Source organism: Plantibacter sp. ME-Dv--P-122b (genome assembly GCF_030209375.1).
Taxonomy (GTDB): domain Bacteria; phylum Actinomycetota; class Actinomycetes; order Actinomycetales; family Microbacteriaceae; genus Plantibacter.
In genome coordinates this window covers 260061-284061 of record NZ_JARVSC010000005.1, presented here as the reverse complement: position 1 = coordinate 284061, position 24001 = coordinate 260061, and the positions used below count along the sequence as shown (strand labels likewise).

General features: G+C 70.2%; 23 protein-coding genes and 1 pseudogene. All 24 read left to right on the top strand.

Going from position 1 to position 24001, the window contains the following annotated elements:
- Window positions 1-52: 52 nt before the first annotated feature.
- Window positions 53-598: pseudogene (pyrR, locus tag QRN19_RS12690) on the top strand (bifunctional pyr operon transcriptional regulator/uracil phosphoribosyltransferase PyrR); the annotation flags it as partial.
- Window positions 595-1554 carry an aspartate carbamoyltransferase catalytic subunit gene (locus QRN19_RS12685; RefSeq protein WP_071260160.1) on the top strand — a complete coding sequence of 320 codons (960 nt, stop codon included), beginning with the start codon at window positions 595-597 and terminating at the stop codon, window positions 1552-1554. The pseudogene pyrR and the gene QRN19_RS12685, both read left to right, overlap by 4 nt.
- A complete protein-coding gene (locus QRN19_RS12680; protein ID WP_285027304.1) occupies window positions 1547-2914 on the top strand; it encodes a dihydroorotase in 1368 nt (455 codons plus the stop codon). Before QRN19_RS12685 ends, QRN19_RS12680 begins: the two co-directional genes overlap by 8 nt.
- Window positions 2914-3501, top strand: a complete 588-nt coding sequence (locus QRN19_RS12675) for a PH-like domain-containing protein (RefSeq protein WP_285027302.1) — start codon at window positions 2914-2916, stop codon at window positions 3499-3501. The genes QRN19_RS12680 and QRN19_RS12675 overlap by 1 nt, the downstream gene beginning before the upstream one ends.
- A gap of 2 nt (window positions 3502-3503) precedes the next feature.
- Window positions 3504-4670 (top strand): glutamine-hydrolyzing carbamoyl-phosphate synthase small subunit, encoded by a 1167-nt coding sequence (gene carA, locus QRN19_RS12670; protein ID WP_229938882.1) that lies wholly within the window; start codon window positions 3504-3506, stop codon window positions 4668-4670.
- A complete protein-coding gene (gene carB, locus QRN19_RS12665; RefSeq protein WP_285027301.1) occupies window positions 4670-7960 on the top strand; it encodes a carbamoyl-phosphate synthase large subunit in 3291 nt (1096 codons plus the stop codon). Before carA ends, carB begins: the two co-directional genes overlap by 1 nt.
- On the top strand, window positions 7957-8802 hold the full coding sequence (gene pyrF / locus QRN19_RS12660) for an orotidine-5'-phosphate decarboxylase (RefSeq protein WP_285027300.1): 846 nt from the start codon (window positions 7957-7959) through the stop codon (window positions 8800-8802). Before carB ends, pyrF begins: the two co-directional genes overlap by 4 nt.
- A gap of 28 nt (window positions 8803-8830) precedes the next feature.
- Window positions 8831-9709 carry a guanylate kinase gene (gene gmk / locus QRN19_RS12655; protein ID WP_285027341.1) on the top strand — a complete coding sequence of 293 codons (879 nt, stop codon included), beginning with the start codon at window positions 8831-8833 and terminating at the stop codon, window positions 9707-9709.
- A 68-nt stretch (window positions 9710-9777) separates the two neighbouring features.
- Window positions 9778-10035: a DNA-directed RNA polymerase subunit omega gene (gene rpoZ / locus QRN19_RS12650; protein ID WP_056005756.1), complete on the top strand. Its 258-nt coding sequence runs from the start codon at window positions 9778-9780 to the stop codon at window positions 10033-10035.
- Between the two features lie 202 nt (window positions 10036-10237).
- On the top strand, window positions 10238-11431 hold the full coding sequence (gene metK / locus QRN19_RS12645) for a methionine adenosyltransferase (RefSeq protein ID WP_064293843.1): 1194 nt from the start codon (window positions 10238-10240) through the stop codon (window positions 11429-11431).
- A 26-nt stretch (window positions 11432-11457) separates the two neighbouring features.
- Window positions 11458-13392 (top strand): primosomal protein N' family DNA-binding protein, encoded by a 1935-nt coding sequence (locus tag QRN19_RS12640; protein WP_285027299.1) that lies wholly within the window; start codon window positions 11458-11460, stop codon window positions 13390-13392.
- Window positions 13393-13420: 28 nt separating this feature from the next.
- Entirely contained in the window at window positions 13421-14350 is a 930-nt protein-coding gene (gene fmt, locus QRN19_RS12635) for a methionyl-tRNA formyltransferase (protein WP_285027298.1), read from the top strand.
- Window positions 14347-15834 (top strand): RsmB/NOP family class I SAM-dependent RNA methyltransferase, encoded by a 1488-nt coding sequence (locus QRN19_RS12630; RefSeq protein ID WP_502928211.1) that lies wholly within the window; start codon window positions 14347-14349, stop codon window positions 15832-15834. The genes fmt and QRN19_RS12630 overlap by 4 nt, the downstream gene beginning before the upstream one ends.
- 10 nt (window positions 15835-15844) lie before the next feature.
- A complete protein-coding gene (gene rpe / locus QRN19_RS12625) occupies window positions 15845-16513 on the top strand; it encodes a ribulose-phosphate 3-epimerase (protein WP_285027297.1) in 669 nt (222 codons plus the stop codon).
- Between the two features lie 65 nt (window positions 16514-16578).
- Window positions 16579-16842, top strand: a complete 264-nt coding sequence (locus QRN19_RS12620) for a phosphoribosyl-ATP diphosphatase (RefSeq protein ID WP_064293847.1) — start codon at window positions 16579-16581, stop codon at window positions 16840-16842.
- Window positions 16843-16918: 76 nt separating this feature from the next.
- On the top strand, window positions 16919-17758 hold the full coding sequence (gene hisG / locus QRN19_RS12615; RefSeq protein ID WP_285027296.1) for an ATP phosphoribosyltransferase: 840 nt from the start codon (window positions 16919-16921) through the stop codon (window positions 17756-17758).
- Window positions 17759-17805: 47 nt separating this feature from the next.
- The gene (gene hisF / locus QRN19_RS12610; protein ID WP_285027295.1) at window positions 17806-18570 is read left to right on the top strand and encodes an imidazole glycerol phosphate synthase subunit HisF; all 765 of its coding nucleotides are present in this window, start codon (window positions 17806-17808) and stop codon (window positions 18568-18570) included.
- Entirely contained in the window at window positions 18567-18956 is a 390-nt protein-coding gene (hisI, locus tag QRN19_RS12605) for a phosphoribosyl-AMP cyclohydrolase (RefSeq protein WP_079705938.1), read from the top strand. Before hisF ends, hisI begins: the two co-directional genes overlap by 4 nt.
- A 13-nt stretch (window positions 18957-18969) precedes the next feature.
- Window positions 18970-19662, top strand: a complete 693-nt coding sequence (locus tag QRN19_RS12600) for a Trp biosynthesis-associated membrane protein (RefSeq protein ID WP_285027294.1) — start codon at window positions 18970-18972, stop codon at window positions 19660-19662.
- Between the two features lie 115 nt (window positions 19663-19777).
- Window positions 19778-20008 (top strand): DUF6704 family protein, encoded by a 231-nt coding sequence (locus QRN19_RS12595; RefSeq protein ID WP_079705940.1) that lies wholly within the window; start codon window positions 19778-19780, stop codon window positions 20006-20008.
- A gap of 2 nt (window positions 20009-20010) precedes the next feature.
- Complete coding sequence (gene trpC, locus QRN19_RS12590; RefSeq protein ID WP_285027293.1) at window positions 20011-20787, top strand: indole-3-glycerol phosphate synthase TrpC; 777 nt, start codon at window positions 20011-20013, stop codon at window positions 20785-20787.
- The gene (gene trpB, locus QRN19_RS12585) at window positions 20784-22034 is read left to right on the top strand and encodes a tryptophan synthase subunit beta (protein ID WP_502928206.1); all 1251 of its coding nucleotides are present in this window, start codon (window positions 20784-20786) and stop codon (window positions 22032-22034) included. The genes trpC and trpB overlap by 4 nt, the downstream gene beginning before the upstream one ends.
- Window positions 22031-22843 (top strand): tryptophan synthase subunit alpha, encoded by an 813-nt coding sequence (gene trpA, locus QRN19_RS12580; RefSeq protein WP_285027292.1) that lies wholly within the window; start codon window positions 22031-22033, stop codon window positions 22841-22843. The genes trpB and trpA overlap by 4 nt, the downstream gene beginning before the upstream one ends.
- A 75-nt stretch (window positions 22844-22918) precedes the next feature.
- A complete protein-coding gene (gene lgt / locus QRN19_RS12575; RefSeq protein WP_502928204.1) occupies window positions 22919-23932 on the top strand; it encodes a prolipoprotein diacylglyceryl transferase in 1014 nt (337 codons plus the stop codon).
- The last annotated feature ends 69 nt before the right edge of the window (window positions 23933-24001 follow it).

The window sequence follows — 24001 nt, the reverse complement described above, 5'->3', positions numbered from 1 at the left end:
GGGTGTTGACCAAGACAACCTTTAAGACCGTCCAGAGAGGCGGAGAAGGGAGTCGGCGATGAGCGCACGTACCGTGCTGCACGAAGCTGACATCGCGCGGGCGTTGACTCGGATCTCCCACGAGATCCTCGAGTCCAACCGCGGAGCGGACGACCTCGTGATCCTCGGCATCCCGACGCGCGGGGTCATCCTCGCGAAGCGGATCGCCGCCACGATCTCCTCGATCTCGGGGACGACCATCGTCTCGGGTGCACTCGACGTCACGATGTACCGCGATGACCTGGCGAAGCACCCGACCCGTGCACCGCAGCCCACGACGCTGCCACCGCAGGGGATCGACGGACGAACGGTCGTCCTCGTCGACGACGTCCTGTACTCGGGACGCACGATCCGCGCCGCCCTCGACGCGCTGACCGACCTGGGCCGCCCGCGCGTCGTGCGGCTCGCCGCGCTCGTCGACCGCGGGCACCGCGAGCTCCCGATCCGACCCGACTTCGTGGGGAAGAACCTGCCCTCCTCGCAGGCGGAGCGCATCTTCGTCCGGCTGACGGAGTTCGACGGCGACGACTCGGTGACGATCGAGGGGAGCGGCGAATGAGGCATCTGCTGTCGACGAAGACGCTCACCCGCGACGAGGCGATCGAGATCCTCGACGTCGCGGAGGACATGGCCGAGACGCAGTTCCGGGAGGTCCGCAAGCTTCCGACCCTCCGTGGGAAGACGGTCGTCAACCTCTTCTTCGAGGACTCGACCCGCACGCGCATCTCGTTCGAGGCTGCCGCCAAACGGCTGTCCGCGGACGTCATCACCTTCAGCGCGAAGGGGTCGAGCGTCTCGAAAGGCGAGAGCCTGAAGGACACCGCACAGACCCTCGCCGCGATGCATGCCGACGCCGTCGTGATCCGACACTCCGCCTCCGGTGCGCCGCAGACCCTCGCCGACAGCGGGTGGATCGACGCGGGCATCCTGAACGCGGGGGACGGGACGCACGAGCACCCGACGCAGGCCCTCCTGGACGCGTTCACGATGCGCAAGCGCCTCCACGGGGAGCGTTCCCGTGGTCGCGCGCTCGACGGGGTGGCGGTGACGATTGTCGGCGACATCCTGCATTCCCGGGTCGCCCGCTCGAACGTCTGGCTGCTGGACACGCTCGGCGCCGAGGTGACCCTCGTCGCCCCACCGACGCTGCTTCCGGTGGACCTCGGCCCCTGGCCGGCCACCGTCCGCTACGACCTGGACGACGCGATCGCCCAGCGTCCCGACGTGCTGATGATGCTCCGGATCCAGTCCGAACGCATGCACGCAGCCTTTTTCCCGAACAGCCGGGAGTATTCCAGGCGCTGGGGACTCGACGACGAGCGGCTCGCACGGCTCGATCCGGCTAGCATTGTCATGCACCCCGGGCCGATGAACCGCGGTCTGGAGATCTCGTCCGGGGCAGCCGACTCACCCCGGTCGACCGTCCTCGAACAGGTCGCCAACGGGGTGTCGGTCCGGATGGCTGCGTTGTACCTGCTGCTGTCCGGCGATCGAGAGGAATCCACCCGTGTCTGAGCACACTTCGAACCACGACGTCACCCTGATCACCGGAGCGACGCTCGCCGACGGGACGCGCACCGACCTCCTGTTGCGCGACGGACGGATCGCGGAACGCGGCTCCGGGCTGAGCGCCGTCGGCGCGACCGTCGTCGACGCGGACGGACTCCTCGCCCTGCCCGGGCTCGTCGACCTCCACACGCATCTCCGGGAACCCGGGTTCGAGCAGAGCGAGACGGTGCTCACCGGAACACGTGCCGCAGCCGCCGGCGGCTTCACCGCGGTGTTCGCGATGGCGAACACCTCACCGGTGGCCGACACGGCAGGGGTCGTCGAGCAGGAGCAGTCACTCGGTGAACGCGCCGGCTACGCGACGGTGCAGCCGATCGGTGCCGTCACGGTCGGGCTCGCGGGGGAACGACTCGCCGAACTCGGCGCCATGGCCTCCTCGCGTGCGAAGGTCCGGGTCTTCTCGGACGACGGCCTCTGCGTGTCCGACCCGCTGCTCATGCGCCGCGCGCTGGAGTACGTGAAGGCGTTCGACGGCGTGATCGCCCAGCACGCGCAGGAGCCCCGGCTCACCGTCGGTGCACAGATGAACGAGGGAGCCCTCTCGGGCGAACTCGGGCTCACGGGATGGCCTGCGGTCGCCGAGGAGTCGATCATCGCCCGCGACGTGCTCCTCGCCGAGCACGTGGGTTCCCGTCTCCACATCTGCCACGTCTCGACGGCCGGTTCCGTCGACGTCATCCGCTGGGCGAAGGCCCGCGGGATCCCCGTCACGGCCGAGGTCACGCCGCACCACCTGCTCCTCACCGAGGAGCTCGTGGCGAGCTACGACGCCCGGTACAAGGTGAACCCGCCGCTGCGGCGGGCGGAGGACGTCCAGGCGCTGCGCGAGGCCCTCGCGGACGGCACGATCGACATCGTCGCGACGGACCACGCACCGCACCCGGTCGAGGCCAAGGACTGCGAGTGGGACGCCGCCGCGAACGGCATGGTGGGCCTGGAATCCGCCCTCTCCGTCGTGCACGCGTCCATGGTCGCGTCCGGGCTCCTGGACTGGAACGACGTCGCGCGGGTGCTCTCGGCGACGCCGGCGAGGATCGGACGGATCACCGGGCACGGGGTTGCGCTCGACGCCGGAGCTCCGGCGGAGGTCGTCCTCTACGACACCGCCGCCACCCGTCCGTTCGGCACGGTCGACCTGGCGGGCAAGGGCGTGAACTCGCCCTACCTCGGCTTGGAGCTGCCGGGCCGCGTCGTCGCCACCTTCCACCGGGGTTACGCGACCGTGCTCGACGGCGCGGTGCTCCCGACGGAGCAGGTCGCGGCAGCCGCACGCCGCGCCGCACGATCCGCGGAGGTCGAGCACTGATGGACGGACGGATCCTCGCGGCGGTCCTCGTCGCCCTCGTCCTCCTCGGCATCCTCGCCCTGATGGCCGTCGCCTGGCGACGGCGGGTCGCGCGCGACGCCCAGGTCGGTCCGCTCGCGGAGCTCCCCGACCCGCGCCCGGTCCCGTCACTGACGGTCGAGGTCCTCTACGTCGCGACATCGAAGCACGACCAGCCGCTCGAACGGCTGGCGTTGCAGGGGCTGCGCTACCGATCCCGGGTCACGCTCGAACTCGGAGCCGCCGGGATCGTCGTCGACGTCCCGGGGGAGCGGCCGACGTTCATCCCCGTGACGAGCATCGTCGGCGTCGACCAGACCAATCTCACGATCGACCGGGTCGTCGAGCCGGGCGGGCTCATCCGCCTGAGCTGGCGCCCGGTCCCGACAGTGATCGCGGACAGCACCTTCCGCGTCCTCGAGCAGGCGGACCGCGCCCGCATCATCGACACCGTCACGAGCCTCATCCCCGCCGCGGACGCCGGACTTCGGCCGACCGGCACCCCAGACACCGTCGCCGACATCACCTCGGCCGACGACTCCACCCCACCGCCTCACGAGAGGGCTTGACCATGACCTCCTTCACCCCACCCAGTCCAGCGGTACTCGTCCTCGAGGACGGCAACCGCTACGTCGGGCACGCCTACGGCGCGACCGGCCGCACACTCGGCGAGGTCGTCTTCGCCACCGGCATGACCGGCTACCAGGAGACACTGACCGACCCGTCCTACGCCGGACAGATCGTCCTGATGACCGCGCCGCACATCGGCAACACCGGCGTCAACCGCGAGGACATGGAGTCCGCCCGCGTCTGGGTCGCCGGATACGTCGTGCGCGACGCGTCGCGCGTCGTCTCCAACTTCCGAGCGGACCGCTCGCTCGACGACGAACTCGTCCAGGACGGCGTCGTGGGCATCAGTGGCATCGACACCCGCGCGGTGACCCGGCACATCCGTTCCGCCGGTTCCATGCGCGGCGGCGTGTTCTCCGGCGAGGACTTCGAGTTGTCCGGCGCCGAGCAGCTCAGCCTCGTCCGGGCGGGCACGCAGATGGCCGGCCTCAACCTGTCGAGCCAGGTCTCCACGACCGAGCAGTACACCGTGCCGGCGGTCGGCGAGCGCGTCGGTTCCGTCGCGGTCCTCGACCTCGGCGTCAAGACGTCGACGCTGAACCACCTCGCCGCTCGCGGCTTCGACGTCGTGGTGCTGCCGCAGTCGGTGACCTCGGCCGAAGTCCTCGCGCTCGAGCCGTCCGCCCTGTTCTTCTCCAACGGCCCCGGCGACCCGGCTGCGAGCGACGCGCACGTCGCCCTCCTGCAGGACGTGCTCCGCGCGGGCGTACCGTACTTCGGCATCTGCTTCGGCAACCAGCTGCTGGGCCGCGCGCTCGGCTTCGAGACCTACAAGCTGCCGTTCGGTCACCGCGGGATCAACCAGCCGGTCCTCGACAAGGCGACCGGTCGGGTGGAGATCACCTCGCAGAACCACGGCTTCGCGGTCGACCTGCCGATCGAGGGCCGTCACGAGACGCCCGCCGGGTTCGGCCTCGCCGAGGTCAGCCACTACAGCCTGAACGACGAGGTCGTCGAGGGCATCAACTGCATCGACATCCCCGCGTTCTCGGTCCAGTACCACCCCGAGTCCGCCTCGGGTCCGCACGACGCGGTCTACCTGTTCGACCGGTTCCGCGACCTCGTGACCGGCCACGCCACCACTTCCAGCACCAAGGAGAACAACTAGTGCCCAAGCGCGACGACATCAACAGCGTCCTCGTCATCGGCTCCGGGCCGATCGTCATCGGGCAGGCCGCCGAGTTCGACTACTCGGGCACCCAGGCGTGCCGCGTGTTGCGCGAGGAGGGCGTCCGCGTCATCCTCGTCAACTCGAACCCGGCGACCATCATGACCGACCCCGACTTCGCCGACGCGACCTACGTCGAGCCGATCACCTGGCAGGTCATCGAGACGATCATCGCGAAGGAGAAGCCCGACGCGATCCTCCCGACCCTCGGCGGCCAGACGGCGTTGAACGCCGCGATCCAGCTGCACGAGCACGGCATCCTCGAGAAGTACGACGTCGAGCTCATCGGCGCGAACTTCGAGGCGATCAACAAGGGCGAGGACCGCCAGATCTTCAAGCAGCTCGTGCTCGACGCGGGCGCGGACGTGGCCCGCTCCTACATCGCCCACACGGTCGAGGAGGCCGTCGGCTACGCCGAGGACCTCGGCTACCCGCTGGTCGTCCGCCCCTCGTTCACCATGGGCGGTCTCGGCTCGGGCTTCGCGTACACCGAGGCGGAACTCCGCCGGATCGTCGGCGACGGTCTCCACCAGAGCCCGACCACCGAGGTGCTCCTCGAGGAGTCGATCCTCGGCTGGAAGGAGTACGAGCTCGAGCTCATGCGCGACACGGCCGACAACACCGTCGTCGTCTGCTCGATCGAGAACGTCGACCCGGTCGGTGTCCACACCGGGGACTCCATCACGGTGGCTCCCGCCCTGACGCTGACGGACCGCGAGTACCAGAAGCTCCGCGACATCGGTATCGACATCATCCGCGCGGTCGGCGTCGACACCGGCGGCTGCAACATCCAGTTCGCGGTCGACCCGGCCGACGGCCGCATCATCGTCATCGAGATGAACCCGCGCGTCTCGCGCTCGAGCGCCCTCGCCTCGAAGGCCACCGGCTTCCCGATCGCGAAGATCGCGGCGAAGCTGGCCATCGGCTACCGCCTCGACGAGATCCCGAACGACATCACCAAGGTCACGCCCGCGAGCTTCGAGCCCACGCTCGACTACGTCGTCGTGAAGGTGCCGCGCTTCGCGTTCGAGAAGTTCCCTGCCGCCGACCCGACACTCACGACCACCATGAAGTCGGTGGGTGAGGCGATGGCCATCGGACGCAACTACGCCACCGCCCTGCAGAAGGCGCTGCGGTCGCTCGAGAAGCGCGGCTCCAGCTTCCACTGGGGCGACGAGTCCCGCAGCGTAGAGGAGCTGCTCGAGGTCATGAAGACCCCGACCGACGGCCGTATCGTCGTCGTGCAGCAGGCGCTCCGCAAGGGCGCCACCGCCGAGCAGGTCTTCGACGCCACCAAGATCGACCCGTGGTTCATCGACCAGATCGTCCTCATCAACGACGTCGCCGACTGGATCGCCGCAGCGGAACGCCTCGACACCGAGGTGCTCCGGACCGCGAAGAACCACGGCTTCTCGGACGCGCAGATCGGGCAGCTGCGCGGGTTCGGTGAGCAGGAGGTGCGCGAGGTGCGCCACATCCTGGGCGTCCGTCCGGTCTACAAGACGGTCGACACCTGCGCCGGCGAGTTCCCGGCGCTCACCCCGTACCACTACTCGAGCTACGACACGGAGACCGAGGTGGTCGCGAGCGACCGCCGCAAGGTGGTCATCCTCGGGTCGGGCCCGAACCGGATCGGCCAGGGCATCGAGTTCGACTACTCCTGCGTGCACGCGTCCTTCGCGCTGCAGGACGCCGGCTTCGAGACCATCATGATCAACTGCAACCCGGAGACGGTCTCGACGGACTACGACACGAGCGACCGCCTCTACTTCGAGCCGCTCACGCTCGAGGACGTCCTCGAAGTGATCCACGCCGAGAGCGAGTCCGGCGAGCTCGTCGGCGTCGTGGTCCAGCTCGGCGGCCAGACGGCGCTCGGGCTTGCGAAGGGTCTTGAGGCCGCGGGCGTCCCGATCCTCGGCACCACGCCGACCGCGATCGACCTCGCCGAGGAGCGCGGCCAGTTCCAGGAGATCCTGGACGCCGCCGGCCTCGTCGCACCGAAGAACGGCACCGCGGTGGAGATCGAGGGTGCGCTGCGCGTCGCCGAGGAGATCGGCTACCCGGTCCTCGTCCGCCCGAGCTTCGTGCTCGGCGGACGTGGCATGGAGATCATCTACGACAGCGCCTCGCTCACGGACTACTTCGTGCGCATCGAGGACCAGGGCATCGTCGGCCCGGCCCAGCCGCTGCTCGTCGACCACTTCCTCGACGACGCGATCGAGATCGACGTCGACGCCCTGTTCGACGGCGAGGAGCTCTACATCGGCGGCGTCATGGAGCACATCGAGGAGGCCGGCATCCACTCGGGCGACTCGAGCTGCACCCTGCCGCCCGTCTCGCTCGGTCGCGCCGAGATCGACCGTGTGCGGAACGCCACACTCGCGATCGCCCAGGGGATCGGCGTGCGTGGTCTCCTGAACGTCCAGTTCGCGATCGGTGCCGGCATCCTCTACGTCATCGAGGCGAACCCGCGTGCGTCCCGCACCGTGCCGTTCGTGTCGAAGGCGCTCGGCATCCCGCTGGCGAAGGCCGCGTCGCTCATCATGACCGGCGCGACCGTCGCCGAGCTCAAGGACTCGGGGCTCCTGCCGCCGGTCGACGGTTCCCGCGTGCCGATCGACTCCCCGGTGTCGGTCAAGGAGGCCGTGCTGCCCTTCAAGCGTTTCCGCACGAAGGACGGCCAGATCGTCGACAGCGTGCTCGGCCCGGAGATGCGCTCCACCGGCGAGGTGATGGGCATCGACAAGGACTTCCCGCGCGCGTTCGCGAAGAGCCAGGAGGCGGCCTACGGCGGCCTGCCGTCGAGTGGAACGGTGTTCGTCTCGGTCTCCGATCGCGACAAGCGTTCGATCATCCTGCCGGTGCTGCGCCTGCAGCAGCTCGGGTTCGACATCCTCGCGACCGACGGCACGGCCGAGGTGCTGAACCGGAACGGCATCAGTGCCCGGACGGTACGCAAGTACAGCGAGACCACGGCCGCGGGCGAGGACGACTCGATCGTCGACCTGATCAACCGCGACGAGGTCGACATGGTCATCAACACCCCGAGTGGCCGGTCGGCTCGCGCAGACGGCTACGAGATCCGCGCGGCCGCCGTCGCGGCCGACAAGCCGCTCTTCACGACGATCGCGCAGCTCACCGCCGCGGTCGGCTCCTTCGAGGCGCTCGGCGGTGGCTTCGAGGTCCGCTCCCTCCAGGAGTACGCGCTCGATCGGGCTGCGCGCTCGTGACGGCTTCGTTCGGAACCCGGCTGGACGAGGTCTTCGTCCGGTCGGGCCGACTCTGCGTCGGCATCGATCCGCACCGCTTCCTGCTCGAGGCGTGGGGACTCCCCGACACCGCCGCCGGCGCGGGGGCCTTCGGGCTCGCCGTCGTCGAGGCCACCGCCGGTCGCGCCGGGATCGTCAAGCCACAGGTGGCGTTCTACGAACGGTTCGGATCGGCTGGGTACATCGCCCTCGAAGGGGTCCTCGCCGCGGCGCGCGACGCCGGGCTCCTCGTGATCGGCGACGCGAAGCGCGGCGAGATCGGGACGAGCATGGAGGGCTATGCCGAGGCGTGGCTGACCCCCGATTCGCCGCTGGAGGTCGACGCCCTCACCGTGAACCCCTACCTCGGCTTCGGCTCGCTGCAGCCGGCGCTCGACCTCGCCGAGCAGCACGGAAAGGGTGTGTTCGTGCTGACCGCGACCTCGAACCCGGAGGGTCGCGACGTCCAGCTCGCCGAGGACCGTGCCGGCTTCACCGTCGCGGCGTCGATGCTCGACGAGATCGACCACTGGAACGCACGGCACCACCCCGGGTCGACCGGTTCGATCGGTGCGGTCATCGGTGCCACGCTCCGTCTCGAGGAGTTCGGCCTGACGGCGGTACCGCCGACGACCACGCTCCCGATCCTGGCACCCGGCTTCGGCCACCAGGGAGCCGCGGTCGCCGACCTCGGATCCATCTACGGCGACCTCGCACCGGGGGTCATCGTCTCCGAGTCCCGGAGCATCCTCGCCGCCGGACCCTCGGGGATCGCGGACGCCGTCGAACGCTCCGCCGCAGCCGTGAGGAGCGCCCGTGGTTGACCAGGAGCAGGACCAGCCCGGTAGGAACATGCCGGAGGTCGATCGGGCCGCGGCCTCGCGTGAGGCCGTTCGCAAACGCCGCGCCCGCGCGACCGTCAAGGCGTCCATCGCCTCCGGCGCCCGCACCCCGTTGGAGGTGCTCGACGCCGCGACCGCTGATCCGGACGGCATCGAGGGCGGCCTCCGCATCACCGAGTACCTCCTCAGCATCCCGAGTGTCGGCGTGACCAAACTCGGGCGGATCCTCGAATCGCTCGGCATCTCCTCGGTCAAGCGCCTCGGCGGTCTCGGTCGACTGCAGCGGGATCGCCTCCGCTCCTTCATCGCCGAACGCTACCCGGGGACCGCGCGCAGCCGACTCGTCGTGCTCGCCGGCCCGACGGCCGTCGGCAAGGGGACGGTGGCCGCGTACATCCGCGACCACTACCCGGAGGTGCACCTCTCCGTCTCGGCCACGACGCGCAAGCCCCGGCCGGGGGAGCAGCACGAGGTGAACTACTACTTCGTGACCGACGACGAGTTCGACGGACTCATCGAGGGCGACCGATTGCTCGAGTACGCCACGGTCCACAACGCGTACCGCTACGGCACCCCGCGTGAACCGATCGAGCGTGCGCTCGCGGCAGGCGACAGCGCGTTGCTGGAGATCGACATCCAGGGCGCCAGGCAGGTCAGGGAGGCGATGCCGGAGGCGACCCTGGTGTTCCTGCTGCCCCCGAGCTGGGACGAACTGGTCCGTCGACTGGTCGGACGAGGGACCGAGGACGAGGAGGAACGGGAGCGCCGACTGCGCACCGCGAAGGTCGAACTGGCCGCCGCGGACGAGTTCGACCACCGTGTCATCAACGACGACGTGGCCCGCGCGGCCCAAGAGGTCGTAGACTTGATGAAGATTCACGGGGATTGACGTCCGACGCGCACCCCGCATCGATCCGATCTTCCCCGAACACAACCACACGAGGAGTGTGAACCTGCATGGCTGACAAGCTCAAGGGCATCATCGATCCGCCCATCGACTCCCTGCTCACCAAGGTCGAGTCCAAGTACGCACTCGTGATCTTCGCGTCCAAGCGCGCGCGCCAGATCAACGACTACTACGCCGACCTCCACGAGGGCAGCCTGTTCGACAACGTCGGGCCGCTGGTCGACTCGTCCGTCGAGGACAAGCCGCTCTCGATCGCGATGCACGAGATCAACGAGGACAAGCTCCAGATCAAGCCGATCGCCGAATAACCGCTTCACCACGACGAATCCGCCGGGCGCCAGACGACCGGCGGATTCGTCGTGTCGGGCCCGTTCCCACCACCGCGACGCCTTGCGTCACGGACGGACGACGTGTCCGAGGCCTCGACTAGAGTGATGAACGGTCGGGCCCCGGAACACCGCGACGGCCGATCCCTCCACCATCGCACCACCGCTTCCGACGGGAGACCGCATGACCGAGCTGCGCCTGTTCACCTCCGAATCCGTGACCGAGGGGCACCCCGACAAGATCTGCGACCAGATCTCGGACAGCATCCTCGACGCGCTCCTCGAGGTGGATCCGCGCAGTCGAGTCGCCGTCGAGACGCTCGTCACCACCGGGCTCGTCCATGTCGCCGGTGAGGTCTCCACGAGCGGCTACGTCGACATCCCGACGATCGTCCGCGAGCGGATCCGGTCCATCGGCTACACCTCGTCCGACATCGGATTCGACGGCGACTCCTGCGGTGTGAGCGTGTCGATCGGCTCGCAGTCCGCCGACATCGCCGCCGGCGTCGACCACGCCTTCGAGTCCCGAGAGCAGTCCAGTGTCGACGCCTACGACCTCCAGGGCGCCGGCGACCAAGGCATCATGTTCGGGTTCGCGACCACCGAGACGCCGCAGTACATGCCGCTTCCCAGCTGGATCGCGCACCGTCTCGCAGAGCGACTCGCCGAGGTCCGCAAGTCCGGCCAGCTCGACTACCTGCGCCCGGACGGCAAGACCCAGGTCACCATCGGGTACGACGGCTTCCTCCCGAAGACCGTCGAGACGGTCGTGGTCTCCACGCAACACAATCCGGGTGTCTCCACGGAGCAGCTGCGTCGCGACGTCCAGCGTCACGTCATCGAACCGGTCCTCGCGACGGTCGAACTCGACAGCTCCAACGTGACGCACCTGATCAACCCGACCGGGATCTTCGTCGTCGGCGGACCGATGGGCGACGCCGGGCTCACCGGACGCAAGATCATCATCGACACCTACGGTGGCGCGGCTCGACACGGCGGTGGGGCCTTCAGCGGGAAGGACCCGTCGAAGGTGGACCGCTCCGCCGCATACGCCATGCGCTGGGTGGCGAAGAACGCTGTCGCCGCAGGGTTCGCCGAACGTCTCGAGGTGCAGGTCGCCTACGCCATCGGCAAGGCCGCACCGGTCGGGCTCTACGTCGAGACCTTCGGAACGGCCCATGTGCCGGAGGCGGACATCACGCGCGCGATCCGCGACGTCTTCGACCTCCGTCCCGCGGCGATCATCGCCGACCTCGACCTCATCCGCCCCATCTACGCCGCCACGGCGGCGTACGGGCACTTCGGCCGCGAGCTCCCCGACTTCACGTGGGAGCGTCTCGACCGGGTGGAGGCGTTGCGGTCAGCAGCCGGGCTGTAGCCGTGGTCGGCGCGAGGGTCGCCAGGGTGGTACTCGACTCCCCGTTGCCACAGCTCGACCACCTGTTCGACTACGCCATTCCCGACGAACTGGCCGACGACGCGGTGCTCGGCGCACGCGTCTCGGTCCCGCTGCGCTCAGCCGGGCGGTCGGCGAACGGGTTCATCGTCGACCTCGCCGACTCGAGCGAGTTCGGCGGGACGCTCAGCCCGCTGAGTTCCGTCGTGTCGTCGGTACCGGTCCTGACCCCGGCCCTCTGGACGCTCGCACGCCGTGTCGCGGATCGCAGCGCCGGCAGCGCGATGGACGTCCTCCGCCTCGCCATCCCGCCGCGGCAGGTCCGGGTGGAGAAGACCTGGGCCGCCGCGACCCCGCCGGAGCCTCCGACGGTCGAGCGGCGCACCGTCCCGGGGTTCGCCGCGGGCACCCTCGACCGTCTCACGCCGGGGGAGCGGTACGCGATCAGCGCGATCCCCACCCTGACCGCGACGACCGCAGGCGTGTGGCTCCCGGACTGGTCGTTCACGCTGGCGGCTCTCGCCGTGAACCAGCTCGCCGAGGGGCGGAGTGCGATCCTGTGCGTCCCCGACTACCGGGACGTCGAACACCTCCTTGCGGCACTCGACGACCTCGGTGTCGGTGCCGCGGTCGCGAGGGCCGACGCCAAGCAGACTCCGGCGGCTCGCTACCGCGCCTACCTGGACGGGCTGCATCCGGTGCCTCGGATCGTCGTCGGCAACCGGTCGGCCGTCTACGCGCCGGCGCACGACCTCGGTCTCATCGCCCTCTGGGACGACGGCGACCCCCTCCATCAGGAGCAGCTCGCCCCCTATGTGCACGCTCGCGACGTCGCGTTGACCCGGCAGGAGATGAGCGGCTCAGCCCTCGTCTTCGCCGCGCACTCACGCAGCACCGAGACGCAGCGACTCGTCGAGCTCGGCTGGCTGCGCGAGGTCGCACCGACCCCGCCGATACGACCCAGGGTCGTCGTGTCCCGCGCGAGCGGCGACGACGCCATGACGAGCCAGGCGAGGATCCCGTCGAGCGCCTGGCGCGCGGTCGACGAGGCGCTGCATCACGGACCCGTGCTGGTCCAGGTCGCGCGGCCGGGGTACGCGCCGCACCTCGCCTGTCGACGGTGCGGGACGAGGGCCCACTGCTCGGTGTGCCACGGTCCACTCCAACTCGCCACAGCCCGTTCGCAGCCCTCCTGCCGGTGGTGCGGTCACCTCGCGGCAGGGTGGTCGTGCGAGACCTGCCACGACACCGCGTTCCGCGTCACGGCGGCCGGCACCGGTCGGACCGCGGAAGAACTGGGCCGGGCGTTCCCCAGATACCGGGTCGTGGTGTCGGACGGCGACGCCCCCAAGTTCGAGGTCGGCCCGGAGCCGGCGCTGGTGATCGCGACCCGCGGCGCGGAGCCCGTCGCCGCGGGCGGCTATGCCGCCGTCCTCCTGGTCGATGCCGACCGCATGCTGGCGCGGGAGTCGCTCCGCGTCGCCGAGGACTGCCTGCGGTGGTGGTCGAACGCCGCAGCCCTGGCCGCTCCACGCGCGCCGGTGCTGCTCATCGGCGTCGAGGCTCCCGTGGCGAACGCCTTCGCCCTGTGGCAGCAGCCGCGGTTCGCGAGCGAGGAGCTCGCCGAGCGTCGAGAGCTCGGGTTCCCTCCCGCGGTCCGCAGCGCGACCCTGACCGGCACCCGCGACGCCGTCGATGCCGCTCTCGCCGCGCTGCCCGCCGAGTACCGGAGCCGCGTGCTCGGCCCGACCGTCGACGAAGCGGGGGACAGCGTCGCGATCCTGCGGGTCGACTACGGCCATGCCAGAGCGGTCGCCGAGCAGTTGCGGGCGACCGTCGTCGCGCAGGCGGCGAAGCGTCGACGGCCGACCCCCGGCAGGCGGGCACCGAAAGCCCCGCCTACACTCAGAGTACGATTCGACGATCCGGAGATGCTGTCATGATCCACCCCGTCCACGAAGTCCGAACCGCATGAGGCTGGTCTTCGCCGGCACCCCCGCCGTCGCCGTCCCGACGCTCGACGCGCTCGTCTCGGCCGGGCACGAGATCGCTGCCGTCGTGACCCGACCCGACGCCCCGCTCGGCCGCAAACGGGTCCTGACCCCGTCGCCGGTGGCCGTGGCCGCCGAACGACTGGGGCTCCAGGTCATCCGTGCCGCACGTCTCGACGACGACGCGACCGCGCGGATCGTCGCGCTCCGCGCGGAACTCGGCGTGATCGTCGCGTACGGCGGGCTCGTCCGCGAACCCCTCCTGTCCGCGCCGGCGCACGGCTGGATCAACCTGCACTTCTCGCTGCTGCCGGCCTGGCGCGGCGCGGCTCCCGTCCAGCGCTCCGTGATGGCCGGAGACGCGGTCACCGGTGCGTCGGTCTTCCAGCTCGTGCCGGCTCTCGACGCCGGAGACGTCTTCGCGACGGTGGAGACGCCGATCGCCGAGCGCGAGACGTCGGGGGAGCTCCTCGACCGCCTCGCCGACCTCGGCGCTCCGCTCACCGTGGAGGTCGTCGCCGCCATCGCCGCAGGCACCGCCGAGGCTGCCCCACAGCAGGGCGAGGTGTCGCTCGCGCCCAAGCTCGACGGCCAGGACGGCCGGATCGTCTGGGACCGCCCCGTCGCCGAGGTGTGGTCGCAGATCCGCGGGGTCACCCCCGAGCCGGGCGCGTTCACCCTCCTCGACGAGGCACGGCTGAAGGTGCACCGCGCCGTCCCCGCGACGACCATGCCGACGGACCCGCCGGCGCCCGGGACGATCGTGTCCGTCGACGGCCTCGTCCTGGTCGGCACGGCGGACACACCGTTGCGACTCCTGGAAGTGCAGCCCGCCGGGCGCACGGCGATGCCCGCCGCCGACTGGTGGCGTGGTGCGTCCGCTGGAACCGATCGGCTGGTCACCGCGTGAGCGGCCAGCAGCCCGAGGGCCAGCGACGTCGCGACCGACGGCCCCGCGCCGAGGAACCCCGACGCGGACGCCAGCGTCCCACCCGTCCGCGTGACTCGGCGACCGTGCAGCCGGCACGCCGGGTGGCCTTCGACGTCATCCATGCCGTCAGCACCTCGGACGCCTACGCGAACCTCCTCCTGCCGCACCGCCTGGCCGAGGCGAAGTTGAGCCCGGCGGACGCCGGCCTCGCGACCGAGCTGACGTACGGCACCCTCCGCCGACGCGGGTACTACGACCGCGTCATCGCGCACGCGGCCAAGCGTCCCGTGACCGAGATCGACGACGCGATCCTCGACGTCCTGCGGCTCGGCGCCCATCAGCTGCTCTCCATGCGCGTCGCGGGCCACGCCGCCGTGAACGAGTCGGTCGAGCTCGCGCGGTCCGCCGGCTCACGGTCCGCGGCCGGCTTCACCAACGGTGTCCTCCGCACCATCTCGCGGACCGAACCCACCGAGTGGGAGCGGATCCTTCTGGGTGAGGTCACGAACGACACCGATCGCCTGGCCGTGAGCACCGCCCACCCGTCGTGGGTCGTCCGGGCCATCAGGCAGGCGCTCGACCTGCAGGACCGCGGCGACGAACTCGAGGATGCGCTGGCCGCGGACAACCTCGCCCCACAGGTGAACCTCATCGCGCTCCCGGGGCTCGCCGACCGGCCCGTGGACGCCGAACCGAACCGCTTCTCCCCGTACGGCTTCCGCAGCCCCGGTGGCGACCCGGTCCAGCTCGTCGGGACCGGCGGCGGGCGTCTCCGCGTCCAGGACGAGGGCTCGCAGCTCGCCGCGCTCGCGCTGACGCGGGCGGCTCCGGTCCGGCCAGGCGAGCGATGGCTCGACCTCTGCGCGGGGCCGGGTGGCAAGGCGGCGCTGCTGGCCGCCGAAGCCCTCGCCAGGGGAGCACACCTCGACGCGAACGAACTGGTCCCCGCCAGGGCCCGTCTCGTGGAACGCGCCCTCGCGGGCGTCCCGCTCGACGTGTCGGTCTCGACCGCCGACGGCACGACGCTCGCGGCAGCGCATCCCGGGGCCTACGACCGCATCCTCCTCGACGCTCCGTGCACGGGGCTCGGCGCGCTGCGACGACGACCGGAGGCGCGGTGGCGGAAGACCCCGAAGGACGTCGCCGAGCTGACCCGACTGCAGGGCTCACTGCTCGATGCCGCCATCACCTCGCTCGCTCCCGGCGGGATCGTGGCGTACGTGACGTGTTCACCCCACGTCGGCGAGACGGCACTGATCGTGGAGAGCGCCCTGCGAGCCCATCCCGGGATGGAGCGACTCGACACCTCCGGTGTGCTCGACCAGGTCACGACCGAACCGCTCGACGCCGCGGCGCCCGGTGGTGCCGTCCAGCTCTGGCCGCACCGCCAGGGGACCGACGCCATGTACATCGCGCTGCTCCGCAAGCCCGCGGAGTCGGCCGAACCCGCTGTCGGTCGATAGGCTCGAACACATGTCCGCGCGCATCAATCCGAGCATCCTGTCCGCCGATTTCGTGAACCTCCAGGCCGGCCTGGAACGGATCGCGAGCGCCGACCTCGTCCACGTCGACGTCATGGACAACCATTTCGTCCCGAACCTCACGTTCGGTCCGCAGATGGTCGGTCGCATCCAGGACGTGTCACCGGTCCCGCTCGATGTCCACCTCATGATCTCGGACGTCGACCGATGGGCTCCGGGCTACGCCGAGCTCGGCGCGTACTCGGTGACGTTCCACGCGGAGGCCACCGGCGACCCCGTCGCCCTCGCCAGGCGTCTGCGTTCCATCGGGGCACGCGCCGGGATCGCGGTGAAGCCCGGCACGCCCATCGAGCCGTACCTGGAGCTCCTGCCGGAGTTCGACCAGGTACTCGTCATGACGGTCGAACCGGGATTCGGCGGACAGTCGTTCATGCCGGAGACCATGCCCAAGTTGCAGGCGCTGTCCGCCGAAGTCGCCCGCGCCGGTCTCGACGTCTGGCTCCAGGTCGACGGCGGGATCTCCGCGGACACGATCGGGATCGCGGCCGCCGCCGGCGCCGACACCTTCGTCGCGGGTTCGGCCGTCTACAGCGGTTCCGATCCGGCGTCGAACATCGCGCTCCTCCGCGCCGCAGCCGAGGCGTCGACGCACACCCACTGACGCGGCGGGCCGGTCGAGCACGTCCGCGGTGCGCACCGCCGCCTGGAACCGGTACCCTGGAGCACGTGAAAACCTTCGACGAGCTGTTCGACGAGCTGCGCCTGAAGGCCGAGACCCGGCCGGAGGGTTCCGGCACCGTCCGCGAACTGGACACGGGCGTGCACGGCATCGGGAAGAAGATCGTCGAGGAGGCCGCCGAGGTCTGGATGGCGGCCGAGTACCAGAGCGACACCGAGACGGCCGAGGAGATCTCCCAGCTGCTCTACCACGTGCAGGTGATGATGGTGGCGAAGGGGCTCACCCCCGCCGACGTCTACCGACATCTGTAGGAGCACGTCGCGGCGCATCCGCCGCGCCTCCTGATCACCCTGTCGAGACACCGTCGCACAACACGAAAGTCACCCCATGCTGAGAGTCGCCGTGCCCAACAAGGGCTCGCTGTCCGAGACCGCCGTCGAGATGTTGCAGGAGGCCGGCTACGCGACCCGTCGCGACACCAAGGAACTCCACGTCGTCGACGCACGGAACGACGTCGAATTCTTCTACCTCCGTCCACGCGACATCGCGACCTACGTCGGTTCCGGCGCGCTCGACATCGGCATCACGGGGCGCGATCTGCTCCTGGATTCGCACTCCGCCGCGACCGAACTCGCCGAGCTGGGCTTCGGCGGCTCGACGTTCCGCTTCGCCGGTCCGGCCGACCAGTTCTCCGAGCTCTCCGATCTCGCGGGGAAGACCGTCGCCACCAGCTACCCCGGCCTCGTCGGCAACTTCCTCCGCGACGCCGGTGTGGATGCGACGCTCGTCCACCTCGACGGTGCGGTCGAGTCGGCGGTCCAGCTCGGCGTCGCGGACGCGGTGGCCGACGTCGTGTCCACCGGCACGACCCTCCGGAAGGCCGGACTGGGCATCTTCGGCCCGGTGATCCTCGACTCCACCGCCGTGCTCATCGCGTCACCGGAGACGAAGCCCACCACCGCGACGCTCATCCGCCGACTGCAGGGCGTCCTCGTCGCGCGGCAGTACGTGCTCGTCGACTACGACCTCCCGGTCCGGCTGCTCGAGCAGGCGACCGCCGTCGCCGGTGGCATCGAGTCGCCGACGATCTCGCCGCTCCGCGACCCCGAGTGGGTCGCGGTCCGGGTCATGATCCCTCGCGGCGACGCGAACGACGTCATGGACCGCCTCTACGAGCTCGGCGCACGCGCCATCCTCGTCACGGCCATCCACGCCGCCCGACTCTGAGTCGCCCTTCCATCGCCAACCGTCCCAGTCGTCCTGCGGAGGCCTCCGTGTCACTCGCCACCCGAGTCATCCCCTGTCTCGACGTCGCCGACGGGCGCGTCGTCAAGGGCGTCAACTTCCTCGACCTCCGCGACGCCGGCGACCCCGTCGAACTCGCGAAGCGCTACGCCGAGCAGGGCGCCGATGAACTGACCTTCCTCGACGTCACGGCCACCGTCGCCGAACGCGACACCACCTACGACCTCGTCAGCCGCACCGCCGAGCAGGTCTTCATCCCGCTCACGGTCGGCGGCGGGGTCCGCTCGACCCAGGACGTCTCGCGGCTGCTGGCCAGCGGGGCGGACAAGGTCGGCGTGAACAGCGCCGCGATCGCCCGGCCGGGGTTGCTGGGGGAGATCGCCGACCGCTTCGGCGCTCAGGTCCTCGTCCTCTCCCTGGACGTGAAGCGACACGCCGGCAGCGCATCCGGATGGATCGTCACGACACACGGCGGCCGACGTGAGACCGAGCTCGACGCGCTCGCCTGGGCGTCCGAGGCGATCGAACGCGGTGCGGGCGAGCTGCTGGTGAACTCGATCGACGCCGACGGCACTAAAGCCGGGTTCGACACCGAGCTCATCAGCGCCATGCGCGAGATCAGCCGGGTTCCGGTCATCGCGTCCGGGGGAGCAGGCCGCCTCGCCGACTTCCCACCCGCGATCGCCGCGGGTGCCGACGCCGTCCTCGCGGCGAGCGTCTTCCACAACGGTGAGTTGACGATCGGCCAGGTCAAACAGGAACTCGCCGACGCGGGCTGGACGGTGCGGGCATGAGCGCGGACATCACCATCCCGGTCGGCGCCGATCCGGAGACCGCCATCGGGCAGCTCACCTTCGACGCGCAGGGCCTGCTGCCCGCGATCGTGCAGCAATGGGACTCCCGTGAGGTGCTCATGCTCGGGTGGATGGACGCCGAGGCCGTCCGCCGGACGATGACCGAGGGTCGGGTCACCTACTGGTCCCGCTCACGACAGGAGTACTGGCGCAAGGGGGACACCTCCGGCCACGTGCAGTTCGTCCGGGCGCTCGCCTACGACTGCGACGGGGATACCCTGTTGGTGGAGGTCGATCAGCACGGCGCCGCCTGCCACACGGGCACGCGCAGCTGTTTCGACGGCCGGAGCCTCGACGTCGTCGCAGCGCCATCGCCGACACCATGAATCGAGTTGGAGCATGACCGAGAGCACTGCAGCACCCCAGTCCGGGCCGGTGGGTCCGCCGAGGCCCGACGAACGGTCCGAGGCTGACGAGCTCGAGTCACGAGCTCTGCGCAGTCGTCAGCGCCGCCTGAAGACCCTGCTCCTCGTCACCGCCGTCCTCGCCGACGCGCTCATCCTCGCGGCGTGGACCCAGACCTGGCTCTCGATCAGCCTCGTGGGCGTCGGCCCACACTCCGGCGCGCTCGACGTGGTCGGCTCCGTCGCCGCTCCCGCCCTGTCCGCACTCGCCCTCGCCGGTCTCGCCCTCGTCGCGGCGCTGGCGATCGCCGGGCCGGTGTTCCGCATCATCCTCGGCCTGTTGGAGGCCATGATCGGCGCCTGCGTCATGATCTCGTCGATCGCGGTGCTCGCCTCGCCGGCGACCGCGGGCGCGGCGGCCGTCACCGAGGCCACGGGCGTCGCCGGAAGCCAGTCGACCATCGACCTCGTCGCGGCGACCACGCTCACCGCCTGGCCGGCGATCACCCTGGTGCTCGGCGTCGTGCTCGGACTCGCCGGGCTCGCGACCGTGCTCACCCACCGCCGGTGGCCCGGTCCGTCGAAGAAGTACCAGACCGTCCGGTTCACGCAGGTCGAGACGGCCCCGAGCGCCGACCCGGTGGGCGCCTGGGACGACCTCAGCCGCGGCGACGACCCGACGCGCTGACCGCTCCGCCGACCCACGACGGCACCCCGGGCCACCTGGGAACTCGTGGCCCACGCACGGAACCGCGCACCGCTTGCCGGTACACTGGAACCCGCACTCGCAGAGAAGGAGAACCATGAGCACCGACCCCTCGGACCCCGGCCACGGACACTCGCCCGCCGCCTGGACGGCCGTGATCATCATGTTGGTCGCGTTCGCCGCCGGTACGGTCTTCTTCTGGCTCGACATGCCCGTCCTCGTCTGGGCCTCCGCCGGCGTCCTCCTCCTCGGGTGGATCACGGGCGGTGTCCTCGCCAAGGCGGGATACGGCGTCGGCGGATCCAAGACCGTGGCGAAAGAGCACTGAACATGCTCGCCGACCTGATGGCCGGCGCGAAGGAGGATGCTCTCGGGCGCCTCGCGGGCCGTCCGGCTGCAGTCGTCGAAGCCGCTGCGGTCGACGCCCCACCGGCCATCGACGCTCTCGCTGCGCTCGCCCCGGCCGACCAGGTCAAGATCATCGCCGAGGTCAAGCGGTCCAGTCCGTCCCGCGGCGCGTTGGCCGACATCCCCGACCCGGCGCTCCTCGCCTCGCTCTACGAGCAGGGTGGTGCCAGCGCGGTCAGCGTGCTGACCGAGGGCCGGAAGTTCGGCGGTTCGCTGCAGGACCTCGAGGCCGTCCGTGCCGCGATCCGCATCCCGGTCCTGCGCAAGGACTTCATCTCCTTGCCGTACCAGGTGTTCGAAGCCCGGGCATCCGGCGCCGACCTGGTCCTCCTGATCGTCGCCGGACTCGACCAGGCCACCCTGTCGTCGCTGCATGAACTCGTCGTGCAGCTCGGCATGACGCCACTGGTCGAGACCCATTCCGCCGACGAGCTGGCCAGAGCGAGCGACATCGGCGCGCGGCTCATCGGTGTCAACGCGCGGAACCTCAGCACCTTCGAACTCGACCAACACCTCTTCGGATCGTTGACCGACCGTTTCCCCGCCGACGCCGTCAAGGTGGCCGAGTCCGCTGTGCTCCGCGCCGCCGACGTCGCCGCCTACCGACGTGACGGCGCCGACGTCGTCCTGGTCGGCGAGGCGCTCGTCACCGGCGACCCCGTCGCCACCCTCGAACAGTTCCTGGGAGCCACCGAATGACCATGTCACCAGCCACACCCGCCCACGCGGAACCGACGCACCTCCGAGACGAAGTCGGTCCGTTCTTCGGCGACTTCGGCGGACGCTACATGCCGGAGGCGCTCATCGCCGCGGTCGACGAACTCGCGACGGCCTACGAGGCCGCCAAGGCCGACGAGAGCTTCCAGGCCGAACTGACGACGCTGCTCCGCGACTACGCCGGCCGCCCGTCGATCATCACCGAGGTGCCCCGCTTCGCCGCATCCGCGGGCGGTGCGCGCATCTTCCTCAAGCGCGAGGACCTCAACCACACCGGCTCCCACAAGATCAACAACGTCCTGGGTCAGGCACTCCTCACGAAGCGCATCGGCAAGACCCGCGTCATCGCCGAGACGGGTGCCGGTCAGCACGGGGTGGCCACGGCCACCGCGGCCGCGCTGTTCGGCCTCGACTGCACGATCTACATGGGCGAGGTCGACACCGAGCGCCAGGCGCTCAACGTCGCCCGTATGCGGCTCCTCGGCGCGACCGTGATCCCCGTCACGACGGGCTCCCGGACCCTCAAGGACGCCATCAACGAGGCGTACCGCGACTGGGTCGCGTCGGTCGAGACGACGAACTACATCTTCGGCACGGCAGCGGGTCCTCACCCGTTCCCCGTGATGGTCCGCGACTTCCAGAAGATCATCGGCGAAGAGGCCCGCGCACAGCTCCTCGAGCTGAACGGTTCACTCCCCGACGCGGTCGTCGCCTGTGTCGGCGGCGGCTCCAACGCGATCGGCATCTTCCACGCCTTCCTCGACGACGCGGACGTCGCGCTCTACGGGGTCGAGGCCGCCGGCGACGGCGTCGACACCCCACGGCACGCCGCGTCCATCGGCCGCGGTCGTCCGGGCGTCCTGCACGGTGCCCGCACCTTCGTCCTCCAGGACGACGACGGCCAGACCGTCGAATCCCACTCCATCTCCGCCGGGCTCGACTACCCGGGCGTCGGACCGGAGCACGCCTGGCTCGCCGACACCGGGCGGGCGACGTACGTCCCCGCGACGGACGCCGAGGCGATGGAGGCCTTCCGGCTCCTGAGCCGCACCGAGGGGATCATCCCCGCGATCGAGTCCGCCCACGCGCTGGCCGGGGCCATCGTCCTCGGCAAGGAGCTGGGGCCCGACGCGACCATCCTCATCAACCTCTCCGGGCGCGGAGACAAGGACGTCGAGACGGCGGCCACCTACTTCGGGCTCCTCGACGAAGCCGGGCGGAACGCGTGACCGCCCCGGCCAGCGACGCCACGACGGCCTCACCGGTCGCCGCGGCGATCGACGCGGCCGCCGTCGACCGACGCGGCGCCCTCATCGGGTACCTGCCCGTCGGGTTCCCCGACCTCCAGACGAGCATCGACGCCGCCATCGCGCTCGCGCAGAACGGCGTCGACGTCCTCGAACTCGGCGTGCCCTACTCCGACCCTGTCATGGACGGAGCGGTCATCCAGGCCGCGACCATGACCGCCCTCGCGGAGGGGTTCCGGTTGCGCGACGTCTTCACGGCGATCAGCGCCATCCGCGCCGCCGTGGACGTCCCGGTCCTCGTCATGACGTACTGGAACCCGGTGTTGCAGTACGGCGTCGAGCGCTTCGCCTCCGACCTCGCAGCGGCCGGCGGAGCCGGGCTCATCACGCCCGACATCACCCCCGACGCCGCCGCGGACTGGCTGGACGCCAGTGAACGCCACGGTCTCGACCGGGTCTTCCTCGCAGCGCCGACGTCGAGCGACGAGCGCCTGTCGCTCGTGACCGAGCGCTCCCGCGGCTTCGTGTACACCGTCTCCACGATGGGCATCACCGGTGCCCGGCAGGACCTCGACGCGGCCGCGAAGACCCTCGTCGGTCGTCTCCGCACGGCGGGGGCACAGCACGCGTGCGTCGGCATCGGCATCTCGACCGCGGAGCAGGTCCGGTCGGTCCTCGAGTACGCCGACGGAGCCATCGTCGGATCCGTGTTCGTCAAGGCACTCGCCGACGGCGGTGTCCCGGCGATCACCGAGGTCGCCCGTTCACTCGCGGCCGGCACCGCCCGCTGAGGGTATCCTCACCACGCCCGCGATGCTGAAAGCCGTACACTCGATCAGAGTTCGTAACGAAAGGCGACCACTGCAGTGATTGCACCCCTCAGCATCCCGAGCCCGAACCCGGACATCGCGACGTTCAGCGTGGGCCCGTTCACGGTGCACATGTACGCGCTCTGCATCATCGCCGGGATCGTCGCCGCCACCATCCTGACCTCGCGCCGGCTGACGAAGCGCGGTGCCGAGCCGGGGATCGTGCTCGACATCATCCTGTGGGCGATCCCCTTGGGGATCATCGGTGCTCGGGTCTTCCACGTCCTCACCCACCCCGGTGACTACTTCTACCCGGGTGCCGACCTCCTGCGGACGCTCTACATCTGGGAGGGCGGCATCGCGATCTTCGGTTCGCTCATCGGCGGAGCGGTCGGCGCCTACATCGGTTGCCGTATGACCGGGATCCGGTTCTGGACCTTCGCCGACGCGCTCGCGCCCGGCCTGCTGCTCGCCCAGGCGTTCGGGCGCCTCGGCAACTACTTCAACCACGAGCTCTACGGGCTCCCCACGGACCTGCCCTGGGGTCTCGAGATCGAGGCCAGCAACCCCGCGTTCCCGATCGGTCTGCCCGCCGGCACGCTGTTCCACCCCACGTTCCTGTACGAGATCATCTGGAACCTGCTGGGGGTGGCCGTCATCCTCTGGATCGGACACCGCTTCAACCCGCAGTGGGGCCGCCTGTTCGGTGTCTACCTCATCTGGTACGGCGCCGGTCGCACGGTCTGGGAGACCATCCGGATCGACCCGAGCGAGTACCTCTTCGGCATCCGCGCCAACGTCTGGGCCGCGATCCTCGCGATCGTCGTCGGACTCGCGATCATCGTCATCCAGTCTCGTCGCCACACGGGTGCCGAGCCGTCGCCGTACGTCCCCGGCCGTTCCTGGGCCGATCCGAAGGCTGCGGTAGACTACTACGACACCGACGCGGAGAACCTGGGGCTGCGCAGTGCCTCCGCCGACGACGATGCCGACGGATCAGACCGCACTGCGTCATCCACCCCGTCGTCCGAAGCCACGGTCGCCACAAGCAAGACCGGCTCTCGCTCCTAGGCTGAACGCACCCTCGTCGGCCCGGTGGATCCCGGTTCAGCAGGGGATCCATCACCCGTTTCGTCCCAG